The organism is Pseudomonas marginalis, from assembly GCF_001645105.1.
Taxonomy (GTDB): Bacteria; Pseudomonadota; Gammaproteobacteria; order Pseudomonadales; family Pseudomonadaceae; genus Aquipseudomonas; species Aquipseudomonas petroselini.
The window spans coordinates 58,005-76,590 of sequence record NZ_LKEG01000046.1; the positions used below are offsets into that span (position 1 = coordinate 58,005).

At 58.5% G+C, this 18,586-nt stretch carries 16 protein-coding genes; 6 read left to right on the forward strand and 10 right to left on the reverse strand.

Annotated elements, in window-relative coordinates:
• Window positions 1-3: 3 nt before the first annotated feature.
• Genes AO064_RS20445 through AO064_RS20455 form a run of 3 tightly spaced genes read left to right on the forward strand, consistent with a single transcriptional unit; the run spans window position 4 to window position 3,496 of the window.
• Entirely contained in the window at window positions 4-657 is a 654-nt protein-coding gene (locus AO064_RS20445; RefSeq protein WP_375232526.1) for a YjbF family lipoprotein, read from the forward strand.
• Complete coding sequence (locus tag AO064_RS20450) at window positions 654-1,424, forward strand: capsule biosynthesis GfcC family protein (protein ID WP_064054452.1); 771 nt, start codon at window positions 654-656, stop codon at window positions 1,422-1,424. The genes AO064_RS20445 and AO064_RS20450 overlap by 4 nt, the downstream gene beginning before the upstream one ends.
• Entirely contained in the window at window positions 1,421-3,496 is a 2,076-nt protein-coding gene (locus tag AO064_RS20455) for a YjbH domain-containing protein (RefSeq protein ID WP_064054453.1), read from the forward strand. The genes AO064_RS20450 and AO064_RS20455 overlap by 4 nt, the downstream gene beginning before the upstream one ends.
• 173 nt (window positions 3,497-3,669) lie before the next feature.
• Here AO064_RS20455 and AO064_RS20460 read toward each other — a convergent pair whose 3' ends face one another.
• The 7 genes from AO064_RS20460 to AO064_RS20490 form a co-directional block, all read right to left on the reverse strand.
• The gene (locus tag AO064_RS20460) at window positions 3,670-5,061 is read right to left on the reverse strand and encodes an undecaprenyl-phosphate glucose phosphotransferase (protein ID WP_064054454.1); all 1,392 of its coding nucleotides are present in this window, start codon (window positions 5,059-5,061) and stop codon (window positions 3,670-3,672) included.
• Window positions 5,062-5,307: 246 nt separating this feature from the next.
• Complete coding sequence (locus AO064_RS20465) at window positions 5,308-5,967, reverse strand: winged helix-turn-helix domain-containing protein (protein WP_064054455.1); 660 nt, start codon at window positions 5,965-5,967, stop codon at window positions 5,308-5,310.
• 31 nt (window positions 5,968-5,998) lie between these two features.
• The gene (locus AO064_RS20470) at window positions 5,999-6,694 is read right to left on the reverse strand and encodes a YuxH family protein (protein WP_064054456.1); all 696 of its coding nucleotides are present in this window, start codon (window positions 6,692-6,694) and stop codon (window positions 5,999-6,001) included.
• Entirely contained in the window at window positions 6,687-7,415 is a 729-nt protein-coding gene (locus AO064_RS20475; RefSeq protein ID WP_064054457.1) for a winged helix-turn-helix domain-containing protein, read from the reverse strand. Before AO064_RS20475 ends, AO064_RS20470 begins: the two co-directional genes overlap by 8 nt.
• Window positions 7,416-7,772: 357 nt before the next feature.
• Window positions 7,773-9,077 (reverse strand): ATP-binding protein, encoded by a 1,305-nt coding sequence (locus AO064_RS20480; protein ID WP_064054458.1) that lies wholly within the window; start codon window positions 9,075-9,077, stop codon window positions 7,773-7,775.
• An 11-nt stretch (window positions 9,078-9,088) separates the two neighbouring features.
• On the reverse strand, window positions 9,089-9,829 hold the full coding sequence (locus AO064_RS20485; RefSeq protein ID WP_064054459.1) for a response regulator: 741 nt from the start codon (window positions 9,827-9,829) through the stop codon (window positions 9,089-9,091).
• 168 nt (window positions 9,830-9,997) lie between these two features.
• Window positions 9,998-11,410 carry an aminotransferase-like domain-containing protein gene (locus AO064_RS20490; protein WP_064054460.1) on the reverse strand — a complete coding sequence of 471 codons (1,413 nt, stop codon included), beginning with the start codon at window positions 11,408-11,410 and terminating at the stop codon, window positions 9,998-10,000.
• A 123-nt stretch (window positions 11,411-11,533) separates the two neighbouring features.
• Between AO064_RS20490 and AO064_RS20495 the strand changes: the two genes are divergently transcribed.
• The 3 genes from AO064_RS20495 (at window position 11,534) to AO064_RS20505 (ending at window position 14,585) form a co-directional block, all read left to right on the forward strand.
• Window positions 11,534-12,166 (forward strand): LysE family translocator, encoded by a 633-nt coding sequence (locus AO064_RS20495; protein ID WP_064054461.1) that lies wholly within the window; start codon window positions 11,534-11,536, stop codon window positions 12,164-12,166.
• An 82-nt stretch (window positions 12,167-12,248) separates the two neighbouring features.
• Window positions 12,249-13,307 carry a diguanylate cyclase gene (locus AO064_RS20500; RefSeq protein WP_064054462.1) on the forward strand — a complete coding sequence of 353 codons (1,059 nt, stop codon included), beginning with the start codon at window positions 12,249-12,251 and terminating at the stop codon, window positions 13,305-13,307.
• Between the two features lie 48 nt (window positions 13,308-13,355).
• Window positions 13,356-14,585 carry a M20/M25/M40 family metallo-hydrolase gene (locus AO064_RS20505; protein WP_064054463.1) on the forward strand — a complete coding sequence of 410 codons (1,230 nt, stop codon included), beginning with the start codon at window positions 13,356-13,358 and terminating at the stop codon, window positions 14,583-14,585.
• 268 nt (window positions 14,586-14,853) lie between these two features.
• On the opposite strand, the gene AO064_RS30970 is transcribed toward AO064_RS20505, so the two are convergent.
• The 3 genes from AO064_RS30970 to AO064_RS31340 form a co-directional block, all read right to left on the reverse strand.
• Window positions 14,854-15,270: a hypothetical protein gene (locus tag AO064_RS30970; RefSeq protein ID WP_064054464.1), complete on the reverse strand. Its 417-nt coding sequence runs from the start codon at window positions 15,268-15,270 to the stop codon at window positions 14,854-14,856.
• A gap of 309 nt (window positions 15,271-15,579) precedes the next feature.
• Entirely contained in the window at window positions 15,580-15,951 is a 372-nt protein-coding gene (locus AO064_RS20520; RefSeq protein ID WP_064054466.1) for a hypothetical protein, read from the reverse strand.
• Window positions 15,951-18,586, reverse strand: a 2,636-nt coding sequence (locus AO064_RS31340) for an RHS repeat-associated core domain-containing protein (RefSeq protein WP_244159538.1), incomplete at its 5' end; no start/stop codon positions are given. The genes AO064_RS20520 and AO064_RS31340, both read right to left, overlap by 1 nt.

Consider the following 18,586-nt stretch of genomic DNA (forward strand, 5'->3'; position numbering starts at 1 on the left):
TGCGTGAACACTCTGAAAATCGCTACGTATGCGGGGTTGGCGTGGCTGTTGGCTGGTTGTAATCCGTTGATGACGGCCTCTCTCGATACCTTCAAGGCTGCCGTGGCCGGGCCTGCGCCGCTGGGGTTGACCCAAGCCCAGGTGGATGCGGTGCCGTTTCCCCAGATCAAGGTCACCACGGTGTCCAGCGAAGGCGTGATGGCGCTGATTCGCCAGCGCGACGACCTGCAATTCTGGGTCGCGTCCGGCAAGCAAGTGCTGCTGCTGCGCGACGGCCTGGTGGTGCGCACGGTCGGCCTCGGGGCTGACCTGGATGGCACGCGTTGGCAGGGGCAATCGCCCTTTCAGCAAGGGCTGCACCGGGTGCCGGATGGCTACCTCAGCACACGGCAGATCGACCTGGTGGGCGGCTATCGGATGGGCATTACGGTCACCAGCCGCCTGACGCGCAAGGGCATCGAAACCCTCGAGATTCTGGACAAGCCCTACGCCCTGTTGCGGGTTGACGAAGACGTGGAGGCGGCCGGTTTTCACGCCCGCAACCGCTACTGGGTGGACCCGGTGAACGGTTTTATCGTGCAGAGCGAGCAACACCTCACGCCCGACCTGAGCCTGACCATCACCCAACTGCAACCGACCCGCAAGGACGCCCGATGATTGTTCGACGACTCGGGGCGCTGCTGCTGTTATGTGGCTGCGCCCCGCTGTGCCTGGCCGCGACCCTGACGGTCAGCGGCCAGGTGCGTAACCCAGGCCCTGTGGTGCTGCAAGCCGACGCGCGTTTGCTGGATGTGATCACTGCTTCGCAACCGGATGCCCAAGGCTATTGGCTCGGGGCGGCCTGGTTGCATCAGCCTCTGCTTGAAGCCCAGGCACGGCTCAAGGCCGGTGTGTTGTTCGACCTGCAAACCCTGCACCAGGCCGCGTTGGCGGCAGGGCGCGAAGATCGGGCCCGTGCAGCCGCGCAGCTTTATCAGCAGGTGCAGGCGTTGCCGGTGACCGGCCGCCAGGCGGCGGTGCTAGACCCGGTAGCGGTGGAAGTGGGGTTTGCGCCGAACCTGCCGGTCAGTAGTGGCGACCGCCTGGTGTATCCGCCGAGGCCCGACAGCGTGCGGGTACTGGGCGCGGTTGCCCGCGCGTGCACCTTGGCATTTGCGCCGTTGCAGCAGGGGAGTGCCTACCTCGATGCATGCCCGGCGTCGAAGGCGGCGGACACCGATTACCTGTGGCTGATCCAACCCGACGGGCACGTCACGCGCCTGGGCATTGCATCCTGGAACCGCGAGGAGGGCGCGCCGCCCGCGCCCGGCAGCACGTTGCTGGTGCCGATCCGCAGCGACGACCTGGACCCGCCCACGCCTGAACTGAATCAGCAATTGGCCGAGTTTCTCGCCACCCAACCCCTGGCCGAGGTCACGCCTTGAAATTATGTATTGCGGCCGTGCTGCTGGTGCCCTGTGGCGTCGTGCATGGCGATCCCCGTTACACCCAAAGCGATTTCGGCGGCGTGGGCTTGCTGCAAACCCCCACCGCGCGCATGGCCCCCACCGGCGAACTCAGCGTCAATGCCAACCGCACCGAACCCTACAGCCGCTACAGTTTTTCGGCGCAGCCCCTGGACTGGCTGGAAGGCACCTTTCGCTACACTGCGATCACCAACCGTCCCTATGGCGCCGAGTCGTTCAGCGGCGGCCAGAGTTACAAGGACAAGGCTGTCGACGCCAAGGTGCGCCTGTATCAGGAGACTCACTGGCTGCCCCAAGTGGCGTTGGGGTTCATGGACTTGGGCGGCACCGGGCTGTTTTCCAGCGAATACCTGGTGGCCAGCAAACGCTACGGCGATTTTGATTTCAGCGCCGGTATCGCCTGGGGTTACCTGGGCAGCCGGGGTGACTTGGGTAACCCGTTGGGCGCGCTGGACGATCGTTTCGACGAGCGGCCCACCGCCGAGGGTTCCGGCAGTTTTTCCAATGGCTACTTTCGCGGCCGCCCCGCGCTGTTTGGCGGCATCGCCTACCAGACGCCCTGGACGCCGCTGAGCCTCAAGCTCGAAGTGGAAGGCAACGACTACAAGAACGAACCGCGGGACAACCGCTTTCGCCAGGATTCGCCGCTCAACGTCGGTATGGTCTACAAGCTCGCCGACTCCATCGACCTGAGTGCTGCCTGGGAGCGGGGTAATACCGCGATGTTCGGCATCACCCTGCACACCAATTTCGTCAGCCGCAAGGCACCGGTGAAAACCTACGACCCACCGGCGCCCAAGTTACCGAGCGTGGCACCACCCACGCCACCGGAGCAGGTTGATTGGGCCGCTGTGTCCCAACGCCTGCACGACAATGCCGGCTACACCGTGCAACGCATCACGCAACGCGGGCCGGAGCTGTTGGTGTATGGCGAACAGCAGCGCTATTTCTACAGCGCCAAGGCGGTGGGGCGCGCCAGCCGGATCCTCGACAACAGCGTGAATGACCAGATCGATTGGTTCACCCTGGTCAGCGAACGCTATGCCATGGGCATCGAGGAAACCAGTGTGCCCCGCGAGACCTTTCGCGAGGTGGTCAACCACCGTGAAGAGCTGCAGGCCCTGCACCGCCAGGTCGAGGTCAATCGCGCCAGCGAGCGCGCGCAAACGGTGCTCTACACCCAGCCGCCGACACCCTTCAGCTATGGCGCAGGCCTGGGCTACAAACAGAACGTCGGCGGGCCGGATGGCTTGCTCTATCAGGTTTCCGCCGACTTCGACGGCGAATACCGCTTCACCCGCACGACCTGGTGGAGCGGCATGTTGAGCGTCAACCTGCTAAACAACTACGACGGTTTTACCTACGATGCACCCACGGGTCTGCCACGGGTACGCACCGACCTGCGCAAGTACATGACCAGCGCCGACGTGACGTTGCCGACCTTCCAACTCAACCATGCGCAGCACCTGGATCAGGACGTGTACGGCATGGTCTATGGCGGCTTGCTGGAGTCGATGTATGCCGGGGTCGGCAGTGAAGTGCTGTACCGGCCGATGGGCAAGGGATGGGCAGTGGGCGCGGACCTGAACTATGTGCGCCAACGTGGTTTCGAGCAGGATTTCAGCCTGCGCGATTACCGCACGGTCACCGGGCATATCACCGGCTATACCGATCTGCCGTTCAACCTGCAGGGTGCGTTGAGCGTCGGCCGCTACTTGGCCAGGGACTGGGGCGCAACGTTGGACCTGTCGCGGCAATTCAACAACGGTGTGCGTATCGGCGCGTGGATCACCCGTACCAACGTGTCCAAGGAAGCGTTTGGCGAAGGCAGCTTCGACAAGGGCCTCTACCTGTCCATTCCGTTCGATGAGTTGATGAGCCTGTCGACCATGCGCCGCGCCAACTTGGTGTGGGCACCGCTGACCCGCGATGGCGGGGCACGCTTGAATCGCGCGTATTCGCTGCATTCGATGACGGATGGACGCGACAGTGAACTGTTCTACCAGAACATCGATAAAATCACGGAGTAACGGGTGGGGTCGTGTTCAAGTGTGGGAGGGAGCAAGCCCTAATACCAGTCAGTTAAGGGCGAACACTGTACCTGTGGCGAGGGAGCTTGTCGCACCGTCCCGTTGGGCCGCGAAGCGGCCCTAAAATAGGACTGCTGCGCAGTCCAACGGGACGATTCGACAAGCTCCAGCGCTCAGTAGATATCCTTGGATAAAAGCGTAAACGGCGTCTTCAGCAGAATCTTGATGTCCAGCCACAGCGACCAGGTATTGATGTAACGCAGGTCGATATCCACGCGCCGCTGCATCTTCTCCAGGGTCTCGGTCTCACCCCGGCAGCCACTGACCTGTGCCAGGCCGGTGATGCCGGGCTTGATGCGATGGCGCGCCATGTAGGCGTGAATCTTCCCCGAGTAGAAGTCATTGTGGGCAATCGCGTGGGGACGCGGGCCGACCAGGGCCATATTGCCCTGCAGCACGTTGAACAGCTGCGGCAATTCATCGATGGAGGTACGGCGGATAAACCGGCCGACCGGGGTGATGCGTGAGTCGTTGCGGCTGGCCTGGCGCACCTCGTGATCGTCATGCACGCGCATCGAGCGGAACTTCCACACCTTGATCACCTGGCCATTCCAGCCATGGCGGTCCTGCTTGAAAATCACCGGGCCGGGGGAGGTGAGCTTGATCAACACCGCAAACAGCAGCAACAACGGGCTCAACACCAGGATGGCCAGCAAGGCCAGGCTCTTGTCCAGCAATGACTTGCTCAGCGCCGCAGTGGGGCGGCTGGTCAGCGGGCTTTCATTGAGGAAGATCGCCGGCAGACCATCGACTTCGGCCACGCAATGATTGAGCAGCAGCATGTTGTTGAGGTCGGGCACCCAGATCACATCCACATTGATCTCCAGCAGGTTGAGGTAGAGCGCCTCGATGTGGGTCGCGTCCTGCAACGAGTGGGTGATGTAGAGCCGGCGAATACCGTGCTGCCGGATCAGGTGCGGCAATTGCGGCAGCTCGCCGAGTATCTGTGGGTGTGCGTCCTGGGCTGCCTCGGTGTGGCTGCCGACCAGACCCACCAACGGCGAGTGTTTCTGGCGAGACAAGGTGTTCGCAAGGTCGACCGCGAGTTTGCCGGTGCCCACGATCAATGACTTGTGCCGTTGGTAAAGTTGCCGATGGTAATACCGCGACAGGCTGTGCAAGGGGATATAGCACAGCGCCAACAGTGGGTAACTGACAGCGCCCCACAACAACAGAATCTCCAGGGGAAACAATGAACTGGCATTGCAGGCAACACCCACCGCGAACACGATACCCACGGTAAGTAACCAACCCATGAACAGTCGCCCAAGGCCCACGCCATAGTCATCTTTCTTACTGTAGACATCACAGAAGGTATAAGCCGGTAGCGACGCCAGTAGGGTGAAGGCCGCCAGGATTCGATAGTTATAATCAAGTTGGCCGGTCTTCAAAGACACCAACATAAACAACAGTGTTACAACTAAGCCCGATGCGAGCGTCCATTGTCCCCAGAACGTCAAACCCTTAGGGGCCAGGTGGCGATGCATTCTAGTATTATTCAGCATAGTTCTGCTCCCGGTGGTGACCACACACGTGGTGGCAGGGCTTGATCACGCGGCGCAATACCGCACTAAAACAACAGGCACGCGCAGGCGCGTACCCATGGATAGTAATGAAGGGCAGGGGGCATTGGCTGACGACTTATAACAAGGTCGGCGTAATGTGATCAGCAGGGAGTGTTATAAAAGGACGGGTATAAGCGTGTGTTAATAGGCAGGGTGAATGATAAGGTGATCGTTATTTTTATATAGTTAACGGCGTGACTGAGCCAGCTCGAGCGGCTTCTTGATTTTTTGCGTCAGGCAATAACCACGGTTTCTGACGGCGCGAAACAAACGCTCACCGTCGTTGGCGCGCTTGAACTTTTCCTGCAGCCGGCTCAGGCACATTTCCAGCCCGCGATATAACTCGGGTTCTCGGCCTATATTACGGATGAGCTCCTCTTTGCTGACCACGCGTTCTTCATGGTGGAGCATTTTTTTAATCAGCGCGGATTCAATGGTGGTCAATGAAATACGCAGGCTGCCCTTGACCAGGGTGCGATCATGTTGGGTCAGCAGCCAAAAATCCTGTGGGTACTGCTGAGTGCGCTCAGGGTTTATTTCCGGAGGTGGAGTATGGTTATTCGGCGCGCTGTCATGATCCTTTGGCAGGGGCACTCTGGATTCTTGTCTCACAGCGTTAAAAGGGTGTGATGGTAAGATGCGGGTATGGGTAATGACGTAGGTATTCAGGCGCGGGGTGGTATTGGGGCTGGCAGACCGTGGGTTGAATAACAGCTGTTCAGCGTCTGCGTGGCTTGTCGCCGCTGCGTTTACATCGTAGTAGAACAACTCGGCATTGGGGGTGAAGTCGTGCAATGCGATAGCGGGAAGTGTGGGCGTGAAGGCGTATTTCTTGAGGGAGCTCATAGTGTCCACCGAGAGTAGGAAGGCGCAGTTGTTATAGGCAGTCAGCAGGGGAGTAATAACCGCCCTGAAAGTATTCGAAAGGCAGGTGTTTAGCCAGCAAAGCACTGTCGGCAAACTCGACAGTGTCGGCAATAAAACACACCCGCGCCGTATTGATCAGCACCAGCATGCGGTCGTAGAGCCGATCGAACAGGTCGGAGCGTGTATTCAGGCTCAGCCGCAGGGCGGAATCCGGGAAGGGCATTTTTATGTAGTTGTAGAGTTCGAGATCGATCAGCAGGTCGGCCTGCTTTGTATCAAGTCTGTAATTGTTGTAGGCGAGGGTGATGCCGCATTGGTCTTTCAATTTATATAACTGGCGCACCATGGCCCTGCGTTCGACCGGGCTGGGCAGGGCATCCAGGGGGTTGTCGATGCAGAGGGTCAAGGGAGGGCTGTGCTTCTCCAGTGATTGGGCAGTCTGAACAATTTGTTTGTGCAGGTCTGCGTTCATTAAGGCGGCTTGGTCAATGTGCAGGAACTTATGACTGCGCGAAGGAGGGGAGACGCTGCGCTGTATATCTATACGGTGTAGCGCTTCCTTATAGGCAGTTTCAGGTAACGCGCGATTGTGCGGCCACGCAATGCGGATTTCACTGCCCCAGAGTGCATGGCTGCGATCAACGATAGCCTGCCTGACAATGTTGAAGTCCACCGAGTGGGCAGGGGAGATTTTCTCGCTATTCACGATTCGACCGCTCCTTGGCGGATTGGAAATGGCCGGTGCATATAAGACCCCGGCTTAGTTTGTACCCATAACCGCGAATATTCTGGATGATGTTTTCACCGTAGTGCGCCTTGATTTTACTGCGCAGTCGGCTGATAGACTTTTCCATCGCTCTGGAGTCGTAGTATTTGGTATTCAAACCCATGACGGCGGCGATCTCGTTGTGACTGAGCAGTCGCCGTTGGATAAGGGCTTCTAATACACTCATTTCAACAAAGGATATTTCCAGTTTTTTGCCGTCGCCATAAATGCACATGCGGTCTTGATCGAGTACCAAGCCACACTGATTCAGTCGTGCACTCTCGCTGAGGAATGCATCAAACAGGCTCAATTTTTTCTCAGGGGGGGTGTCGACCACCTTGATGCAGTAATCCGCGCCTGCCAGGTAGTATTTTGTTTTGCTCAGGGTTGAGGCAAAGGTGACAACGACAAATATCGTGCAGCCGGGATTGTTGTTTCTGGTCTTTCTTATTATGTCCAGTGTCTGGCTACTGGCCGAGGGTGTGTCAATTTCTATGATGATCGCGCGGTAGTTTTCGTGGCTTTCCTGGGTGTCAATGAGTTGTTCGTAGTAACGTGTATCGACTTTCAAATCATCCGTTACAGTGCGAACTATAAACTCCCGAAAGTCCTCCGATTTCGATTGAGTCCGTGCAATAGCGAGGACGTTGGAAAAATGCATCACCTACTCCCTTTTCCGGCATGCAAGGCCGTCAGTTCATTCGCTGCCAGCGTTTAGATACTAATCGAATTGATTCCGCTAAAACGTGACAAATTTTAACATTCGCCACTTTATTTGCAGCGGGCGGAGCGAGGGGAGAGGGGGTGTTGCGGGGAAAATTGTACGATGTTGCACATAGGCTAGTGCAGTTTTTAGTGTTCGATAAAAATTTTTAGGTCAATGGTTAGCGCCGGCGGGCGGTTAAATTTTATCAATAATAAGGGCGGCTACATGCCCCCTTTCAAACTCACAGGCTGTACCGTCTAACTCAGCCTCCACACGCGGACGCGTAGCTGAGCAACTCAAGTTCCCCACGGCTTAAAACCCAAGGCGAATCTCGGCACATAATCCACCTCCCGAACGATTGCTCAAGGTCAACGACCCGCCTATGGCGACGGTCAGTTGCTGCGCAATCGCCAGCCCCAGGCCCGTACCACCGGTACCGCGATTGCGAGAGCTTTCCACCCGGTAAAACGGCTGCATCACCTGCACCAGTTCATCCTCGGCAATCCCCGGCCCGCGATCCAGCACCTTGATCGACAGTTCCCCGCTTGTCGTCGAGCCCACTACCAGCTCTGCACTGCCTGCGAACTTCAGGGCGTTGTCCACCAGGTTCACCAGCACCCGGCGCAGGGCGTGGGGGCGAGTGTCGAGTACCACCGCGCTTTTGCCGGACAGGCTCACCTGCTTGTGCATGTCCTGATAGTCAAACACCAGGCTGTCGAGAAACGCATCGAGGTTGATTCGGTGGCTGGCTTCGCTGGCGCCATGAACGCTGCGCGCATAGGCCACGCCTTCGCGCACCAAATGTTCCATTTCGCCGAGGTCGCTCCAGAGTTTGTCGCGGTCGGCGGAGTCTTCCATGAATTCGGCACGCAATTTCATGCGGGTTATCGGGGTTTGCAAGTCATGGGAAATCGCCGCCAGAATCTGCATGCGTTCCTTGAGGTATTCGGCGATGCGCTGTTGCATGGCATTGAACGCGGCGGCGGCATGCGCGACTTCCGTCGGGCCGGTTTCGTCCAGCGCAGTGGGGTGGGCGTTCGGGTCGAGGGTCTCTACCGCCCGCGCCAAACGGGTCAGGGGGCGGATGGCCAGGCGCACGGCGAACCACGTGCAGCCCAGCAGCAGCGCAAGCTGGAGCACCAGCACCACGGGCAGCCAGTAGGCGACGGGCACAGCCGCAGGACGCACGTCGAGGGTGATCGGGCTGCCATCGGCCAGGGTCAGGTGCGCCTGGAAATGCTTTTGCAGGCCGGGGATGTCACGGAAGGTCAGCGCGTAGTGTTCGCCCAGCGCGTCCGCAATCGAGGTGGCGGCCATGGGCATATCGTCGCTGCGCATCGGCTCGCCGGTTTCGCCGGCATGGAGCAGGTACCGATAATTCTGCCGGTCGAGGCGCGGCAGCCAGCTGGCGCGTTCGTTGGCGGGGAGACGGTCGAGGATGGCGACTGAGGTGGAGACATCGTTTTCCAGGTTGCCCAACATGGCGGTGCGCGCGCTGATATAGCGCTCGTAGAACTGCGCACTGAACGACAACCCATGGGCGCACACCAGGCTGATCAAGAAGATCAGTGACAACTGCGACGCCAACGTGCGCGGCCAGCCCAAGCGCAGCCTCATAAACCGTGGCGTCATTGATCGGCCCCGAGGATTTCCACCGGCAAGGAGAACACATAGCCCTCACTGCGCACGGTCTTGATATAGGCCGGCTCACGGGCGTCATCCAGCAGGCGTTGGCGCAGGCGGCTCACCAGCAGGTCGATGGAACGGTCAAACAGATCGGCGTCGCGGCCTTGGGTCAGGTTGAGCAACTGGTCGCGATTGAGCACGCGCTGGGGGTGGTCGAGGAACACCCGCAGCAGGCGGTATTCGGCGCCGCTCAGGGCCACCAGGGTGCCGTCTGCGTCGAGCAGATGGCGCGCGGTGGTGTCCAGTCGCCAGCGACCAAACCGGATCAGGCGCCCGGTTTCGCTGACCAGCAGGTTCGGCGGCAACATGCGTGTGCGGCGTAATACGGCGTTGATGCGCGCCAACAGTTCACGGGCCGCGAAGGGTTTGACCAGGTAGTCGTCGGCGCCCATTTCCAGGCCGATGATGCGGTCGGTTTCATCGTTGCGTGCAGTGAGCATCAGCACCGGCGTGGCCTTGTGCTTGCCCACCCGCAGCTCGCGGCACAGCTGCAAACCATCGTCGCCAGGCATCATGATGTCCAGCACGATGAGATCCACCGGTGTCGTGTCGAGGAAACTGCGCATCTGACGGCCGTCGGCGACCACGGTGGTGCGCATACCGTTTTTCTTCAGGTAGTTGCCTACCAGCTCGCGGATCTCCCGGTCGTCATCGACGATCAGGATGTGATCGACATGATCCATGCTGCCTGCCTCGTTAAATACTCAGTGGAGCGCAGTCTAGCCACTGGCGACGGCCTTGCCTTGTGCCCTTTGTATTGCAGTGTATCCGGCTATAACGGAGATACATGACGAAGCAAAATCGGGCACACGCAGTGATGCGCGAGTTGTTGCTGGTCGGTTACGGCAGGCTCAAGGGCCATGGGAAGCCCTGAGCAAGAGCGCTTCGAATAGCTGTTGCACCTGCGGCTCATCACTGTGGGCCACATTGAAACGCATCGAGTCGCGGTGCGCCGCGTCATAGCCGAACAGCGCACCGGGCGCCAGCACCATGCCGTGTTTCAAGGCCGCCTGGGCCAGCAGCTCGCCGTTGATTCCGGGCGGCAGGTGTGCCCAGATAAACATTCCGCCTTCATAACCCATGGGCAGTTCGCAGCCGCAACGCTTGAGCCATTGTTCGACCCGTCCTCCGGCCTCCATCAAGCGCTGCACCATGCGCTTGCGGTGCTTGGCATAGCTGCCTTCGCTGAGCATGCGGTACACGATCTGCTCGAACAGCTCGGAGGTCACGCCGCCGCTCATCAGCTTCATATTGGTCAGGTTGGCCGCCAGTTGCGGTGCGGCGACCACGAAGCTGACGCGGGCGTTGGCGCTGAGGGTCTTGGAAAAACCCGACAGGTAGGTGACCTGGTCCAGGCCGGCGAGCGCGGCCAGGCGTGGCGGTGGGGTGGGGTGCAGGTCGCCGTAGAGGTCATCCTCGACGATATGGCAAGCGTATTGCTGGGTCAGTTGCAGCAGGCGAAATGCCTGGCCGGGGCTGAAGGAATGGCCGGTGGGGTTCTGCAGTATGCCGGTGGTGAGGTACAGGCTGGGGCGGTGCTCAGCCAAAAGCTGTTCGAGGGCGTTGAAATCAAAACCATCGGGCCGGCGTTGGATCGCTACCACCTTGACCCCGTGCAGCGCCAGGTTGGCGTGGAAGTTGAAGTAGCACGGCGCATCCAGCAGCACGGTGTCGCCGGGCCGTGCGAGCAAGCGCATGAGCATGTCCAGGCCTTGCACGGTATTTGGCGTGGTGATGATCTGGTCCACCGGCACCGACAGGCCTTCACCGTGCAGCTTCTGTTGCAGCGCCTGGCGCAACGGCAGCAGCCCGGCCGGCGTGCCCAGCCCGGCGATGCGCAACGACGGCGCACGCACCACGCTGCGCATGGCTTGACGAATGGCCTCGCTGTCCAGCCACGCCTCGGGCAAGTGGCCGCCGCCGGGGCGCAGTTCGCCGTAGACCGTTGCGAGGGGGCGGCGCAATACGCTGAGCAGGTCCTGAGGCAGCAAATCAACCCAGTTTGTCGTGGCCGTATGGACGCGGTCCACGGTCACGAAATAACCACGGCCTTGGCTGGACGTGAGCAGATTGCGCCCGCGCAGGCGGTCGAGGGCTTCGTTGAGGGTGAACTTGCTCACGCCCAGGGTCTGGGTCAGTTCGCGCACCGAGGGCAACTTGCTGCCGGCAGCCCATTCGCCGTTTTCGATGGCCCGGCTGAATGCCTCGACGATCTGTTGCACCTTGGGGGTGCCCTCGACAAAAGCGATGGCCGATACGAACATGCGACTTCCTTATCTTTACTGGTAATTTTACCGGTGAAGTTCGGGCGGATTAGGCCTCACTTTACCTGCCTTGTGCAAGGGCAACTGCCTAGACTGCAGGCTCTCTTCCCCAGGTCCCCGGCCATGACAAGTGCGTTAACCCTTTCTTCGTTTCTGTACTTCCTGCTGTTTTGCGCAACCATGACGTTCAGCCCCGGCCCCATGACCCTGATGCTGTTGAGCCTGGGCCTTCGCGACGGCCTGCGCCGTTCGATCCCGGCGCAGATCGGCGCGAGTGTGGCGTACCTGATATCGATCCTGATCTTTGCCGTGGGCTTTTCCGAGCTGGTCAAGGGCTACCCTGTCATCACGCAGGCAATCCAGGTGGTGGGCGTGGCGTATATCCTTCACCTCGCCTACAAACAGTGGACCAGCAGCGGCGTGATGATCGACCGGATCGGTCACGTGGAAGCTGCGCGCAACCTGTTTGGCAAAGGGTTGCTGACCGGGTTTTCCAACCCCAAGACCCTCATCATGTTCAGCGCGGTATTCCCCCAGTTTGCCGGGACCGGGGAGCACCGTTCAACGCTGGATATCGCGATCCTCGGGCTGACGTTCCTGCTGCTGCAATTCGCCAGCGGCTGCCTGTATTGCTACTTCGGCCAGCGCATCAAGCATGTGCTGGAAGACCCCAAGCGGCGTGTGGTGTTGCAGCGCATCACGGCGGTGCTGCTGCTGGGCGTGGCGCTGATGCTGGCGCGGGGCTTTTCCCACTGAGGACGCCGAGCTTATCAGCGGTAGTGGCTAATTGCCGGTGCCCTGATAGACTCCTGGCATTCACTCAGGATTTCACCTCACCATGTCAGCTGCAGAAGGAACCGGACTTCCGCTCGCTTCACGGCTGTACAGATCCCGCCTGCTTGGGCTGACGCTCGGGTTGGTGTGCGTGGTGTTCGGGATGTATCCCCTGGACCCTGCCGGGTGGGTGTGGGCGTGGATGCTGATCAACGCGTTTGTCTGGCCGCACCTGGCTTTTCAGCTGAGCGTGCGCACCGCCAACGCACTGCGCAGCGAACGGCGCAACCTGCTGTTTGATTCTTTTTGCGGTGGGTTCTGGGTCGGTGCCATGCACTTCAACCCGTTGCCCAGTGTGACCACCTTGTCGATGATGACCATGAACAACGTGGCCATTGGCGGCCCCCGTTTCATGCTGGCCGGGTGGGTGGCGCAGGCGCTGGGTATCGGCACCTCGTGGCTGTTGTTCGCCCCGGCCTTTATCGCCGTGACCACCCAGGTTCAGCTTTACGCCTGCCTGCCGATCCTGATGGTGTATCCGCTGGCATTGGGTTGGATCTGCTACCGCCAGGCGGTGACGCTGGCGCGACACAAGCGCGAGCTATTGGCGTTGAGCCGCACCGACAGCCTGTCCGGATTGCTCAACCACGGCGCCTGGAAAGACCACCTTGAGCTTGAATTCCAGCGCTGCCGCGGGGGTTGCTCAGGCGCCGCCATTGCCTTGATCGACATTGATCACTTCAAGATCATCAACGACACCTACGGCCATGTCACCGGCGATATCGTCCTGCGCCAACTCAGTAAAGTCCTGCGCCAGAACCTGCGCGCCACCGACCTCGCCGGGCGTTACGGTGGCGACGAGTTCTGTGTGATCCTGCCGGGCATGCCTCTCAACCGCGCCACCGAAGTGATGGATGCGCTGCGCGACCGCTTCAACGCCTTGGCCTACGCCCAGGACCCGACGTTGCGCGCGAGCTTGAGCATCGGCCTGGCGCCGTATCAACCGAGCCATGCGGATTCGACACACTGGTTGAATGATGCCGACCAAGCGTTGTACGAAGCCAAGAGCAGTGGGCGAAACCGCGTGAGTTCCGTGCAGGGGAGTTGGTTGCGATCGGTCTAGTGGGGTAGGGTGTCACGGCACCCGCCAACAACAATCAAGGATCGGTTCATGCTCTTCAACTTCTCCCGTACCCTCCTGGCCGCCACCCTGGCCGTGTCCTTCGCCGTGCCGGCCTACAGTGCCGAACCCCACAAACAGATCCAGGCACACGCCGAACAGTACAAGGCCGAGGCGTTGAAGCTGTTGGAGCGCCTGGTGAATATCGACTCGGGTTCGGGGTATGAGCCGGGCCTGACGCAAGTGCGCGATATCGCCGTGGACGAGCTGAAACAGCTGGGCTTTGTTATTGAACTGGTGCCGGATAAAGCGGCCAACAACAGCCACGTGGTTGCCACCCTCAAAGGCACCGGCAAGGCCAAGATCCTGCTGATGGCCCACATGGACACCGTCTTCAAGGAAGGCTCGGCGGCCGAGCGCCCGTTCCACATCAAGGACGGCCGCGCCTATGGCCCCGGCGTGATGGATGACAAGGGCGGCATCGTCGCCGGCATCTACGCGCTCAAAGTCCTCAAGGACCAGAGCTTCAAGGACTACGCGCAAATCACCTTCCTGCTCGACGCCAGCGAAGAAACCGGCTCCGATGCGGCCTCCGAGCTGATCCGCAACACCGCCAAGGCCCACGACGTCACCCTCAACCTCGAACCCGGCCGCCCCGCCGACGGCCTGGTGGTGTGGCGCAAAGGCAGCGCCACCGCCGTGGTCGAAGTCAAAGGCAAAGCCGCCCACGCCGGTGTTGCCCCGGAACTTGGCCGCAACGCGGCGATGGAGGTTGCGCACCAGATCCTGCAACTCGGCAAGCTGGGGGATGAAGAGAAGAAAACCACCATCAACTTTACTGTGCTCAAGGCCGGCGACCGCACCAACGTCATCCCCGACCAGGCCACGGCCAAGGCGGATGTACGCGCGGCGTTGCCGGAAGAATTTGATCGCATCGAGAAGGATTTGGTGCGGGTGTCGGCGAACAAGCTGATCCCGGACACTGAAGTCACCACGAGCTTGAAACGTGGCTTGCCGCCCATGCCGCAGACGGCGGAGTCGGACAAGTTGGTGGCGATTGCCCAGGGGATTTATGGGGAACTGGGCAAGAAACTGACGATTGAAGGCAGCGGCGGGGCGGCGGACGCGAGTTTGTCAGCCGGGGTAGGGACACCGACGTTGGATGGGTTCGGGATTGTCGGGGGGAATATTCATACCCCGGAGGAATATGCCGAGGTGGAGAGTGTGGTGCCGCGGGTTTATTTGCTTAGCCGCATGATTATGGAGCTTTCGAAGCGGTGATTGGGGCGGGTGGCTCATCCGGCGGGTTTGGGTGAGCAGCTCATTCAGGGTGAGTGGGTACTTTTTGGGGTGAGCAGGTTCGTGTGGTGAACACGCTTCTGTGGTGAGCAGGCTTGCCCTGCGCTGGGTTGCGCAGCAGCCCCAAAACAGACAATGCCGATTTACCTGAAAGTACCCACTGCCTGCACTGGGGCCGCTTCGCGGCCCAACGCGAGCAAGCTCGCTCGCCACAGTGGGAGCGGTGTTGCCTTTGAGAGTGGTGTTGGTGCTACCAAGTTGATTGGTCTTCGAGGCTGGCTTTTTGGAGGTCTTCTTTCCACCATTCATGCGTCAGCCGATAAATATCTTCGAAAAAGCCTCTTGGGTTTACCATGTTGCTCCATCCCCAAGGCAGAGAACAGTAGAACCCAGGAGCTTGACGTAGCACTTGCGTGAAGTCATACGTATCGTCATAGAGGGTAGCGCTCAAGTGATCAACCAGGACTTTTCGATGTCGGTAATTTAAATCTGTGTTTCTGTCTATTATATATTTTTTAATTAACCGCTCTCTGTCTGTATTGATGTTGATGTCATAAGTTGCAAGCTCCTCACCTAAGGTCTCTTCGCGATCATAGATGTCGAACGGTCCAAGGAAGTATCGAAGCTTTGGGTGGTATGGCCTATTCAGAAAAGGATGTTTTAACATTGATGGTCGCTCACTGGAAAGGCAGTGTAAAGTTTCTTTGTCTCACGATCGAACTTAGCAATTGCCGTATTCATGTTTTCATCCAATATCGGATTGTTTAAATCTGTGGGGTTCGGTATGTATCCTCTCCCGCAACCTTGCATTTCTATCCGGACGATAGGGTTTCCGTAGTAGTCCTCTCCGGTGAAGGGATCGAGGTTTCGAGCTGTGCGCGTGGAGGCTTCATTTAGAACAGCGAATTGCATTTTATGACTTATGAATTGGGTGCTTAATTGCATTATTCATTCCGTTAATGAGTTTTATAGGGTGTCAATCAGATGTCGGATTTTTTAGGGTTGCTTCTTTATGATATTGTTTGAGGCATTTTAGTAGTACCTCCATGAATCGCCGTTTGTCGACGATCTCGTCATCAAAATGTGTGTCGAAAAGATGGAATACTGACTCAAAATCTTCATCTGTTTTTAGGAGGTGTTCTAGGTTTTCAATATGACGTTGTCTTTCGTTGACTTTGTATCTTACGAATTCTGGTTTTGTAAGTTTATTGAGGAGGATTTCCAGCTCTTTGTCGTCGTTAATGTTTGTAGTTGCGATGAACTCTTCTCTGTCCGGATTTTTTGTGTTTTCGACGCAGTAGGTGAATAGCAACCCTTGGATGATTGATGTGCTTGGCTTAAGTTTCATTAGAACTCCGTGAATGCTGTAATAGGTTGGCCTTCGTCATTCAAAAAAACTCTGGCTTTTCTTTGTGTTCCATATTCGTACCCGTCTCGCTTGTATCCTTCACCAATTACTTTCCCCATGTGCATTGGCTCTTTTGACATTGACAGATCAGTAAGCTTGAAGATGAGTTGTGATCGGTAAATTGCATTCAATTGGTCCCTGTGGTTTAGAAAGTGAGTAGCGGCATTTGGTGGCCTTGGTAGCCCCCTTCTTCTCCCACTAAGGAAGGTTTCGACTTCGCCGGTCGTGGGATTTTTAGCTGTCATCACTCGTTCGAGTTGAGACTCTCGCGACGTCTGAGCTCCATGTTTTTCCAAGAAGTGTGCTCCCGGAATTGAGGTTTCGAGTTCCGATAAACGCCGATGAGCATTTGATTCAGCAAGCTCATCAATTCTTGCTTGTCGCTGCCTACTCGTCAGTTGCGGTAGGGCCGGCTCTGCGTGATTAACACTTTCAGCTGGGTTTTGGGCGGAAGCGTTTGGCTTGCAACCCTTCGTATCAGGACATGAGTTCAGCCCTAATGGATCTACCCAACCCGTAGGATTGGGCACGTATTGGTACGCATTGATCCCACCCGCCAGCTTCACCGGATCAGGCGTCAGGTACCGACCAACATCCGGATTGTAGTAGCGATGGCGGTTGTAGTGCAGCCCGCTTTCTTTATCGAAGTATTGGCCCTGGAAGCGCAGCGGGTTGTCGATTTTCCCTATGTCGAGCCGGGTGATTTCGCCGTACGCGCGGTAGTGCGCGGACCAGACGATTTCGCCATCTGGGGCGGTGAGTTCTTGTGGGGTGCCGAGGTGGTCAAGTTGGTAGTGGTAGACCTTGGTTTCTTTTGGGCCGAAGCCTTCCAGGAGCGCCAGTGGACGAAAGCTATCCGGTTCGTAGAGGTAGCTGCGGTGACGGTCCGCGTGGTGCTCGGCGATCAGTGTGTCGCCTTGCCAGAAGAACTCGGTCGTAAGGCCATCAACGGTTTTGCTGATACGCCGCCCAAACGGGTCGTAGCGGTAGCTGGCAGTTTGGCCGTCGGGTTGGGTAGTGCCGATCAGGCGATGCTGGCAGTCGTAACGGTATTCGGTGACGAGTTGATGACCTTTACCGCGGCGTTCGCGGATGAGATTGCCGAAGGCGTCGTAGTCGTAGTGGTGGTCGCCTTGGATCATCAGGCGATTGCCCGCCACGATGTCGGGGCCCGGACGGTCTTGCATGAGCAGGTTGCTGGCGGGGTCGTGGCCGAAGCGTTCTGGCTCGCCTTGGGAGTGGTCGGCGCGGGTGAGGCGGTTTAGTGGTTCGTAGTGGTAGCGGTGCTGGCCTTTGCGAGTGTCGAGCAGGCGGGTGAGGTTGCCGGATTTGTCGTAGTCGTAATGACGGCGGTACACCGGGCCGTCGGCATCGCCGATGCTTTGGTTGAACAGGCGTCCCTGGTGGTCGTGTTGGTAGCTGCTGAGCAGTTTGCCTTGGGTACGTTGTTGTTCGCGGCCAGCGTTGAATTGGTGTGAGGTCAGTACCGTGCCGTTCAGTTCAACCGTGGAAAGGTGGCCGCCTTTGTCGTGGTTGAAGGTGATGCGGTTATTGTCGGGCAGGCGAAGGTTTGTTAGTTGGCCGCAGGCGTCGTAGCCATAACGCAGGGTGCCCCAGCCTTGGTGTTCGGCGATGAGGCGGTTTTGTTTGTCGTATTCGTAGGCTAAAAACCAATTACCATCGTCAACGCTGAGGAGGTTGCCCTGGCGGTCGTAGGCATAGTCGACAGAGTTTCCATCAGGCAGGGTTTTTCTTACGAGTCGACCGGCATGGTCGCGCTCGTAGCGGGTAACCAACTGACTGCCGTCATCGCCGTGTTCGGTCTTTTCCTGAAGGTTGCCGTTGAGGTCGTAAACGTAAGCGGTGCGCTGACCGTCAAAGCCGATCTCCTGTTGGATCAGGCCGTTGGCGTGGTAATCAAGCTTGTAGGTTTCGCCAACCTCGTTTTCGATCTCGGTCAGCAACAAACGCACGTTGTCGTAGCGGTAGTTGACCTGGCTGCCATCGGCGTTGAGGCGGCGGCTGATCAGGTGCAGGCCGTCGGCGTATTCGTAGCGGGTGACGTGCCCTAGTTCATCGCGTTCGGAAGTGATTTTTCCGTAGGGGTTGTAGGTATATTTACGCGTTTCGCCGCTCGGCAAGACGATTTGGACTAACCGCCCAACGTCGTTCCACTCAAATTGTGTGAGCGCACCGTGCTCATCTTCTTGGGAGATTTTTCGCCCAAGATCGTCATAGCGATAACGCTTGATCCCACCATTCGGCAACTGCTCCTCAAGCAACTGCCCACGTTCATTCCAAACCAGCTTCTGACAGCTGTGATCGGGATACCAAACTCCAACCAACTGCCCATATTTGTTGTAGCTGTAGTCAGTAGCGTGACCATCAGGATCGGTCCTGCGAATGACATCGCCCTGATCATTGCGCTCATACTTCCAAACCGCTTCACCACGCCGTACAACCCGTACGAACCCATTGTCATGCTCGTAGGCCGTCGGCTCATCCTCTCCCGGAAACAACGCCACCAAGCGTCCGGCTTCGTCGTACTGATACGCCGTCACCGCTCCCAGCGGGT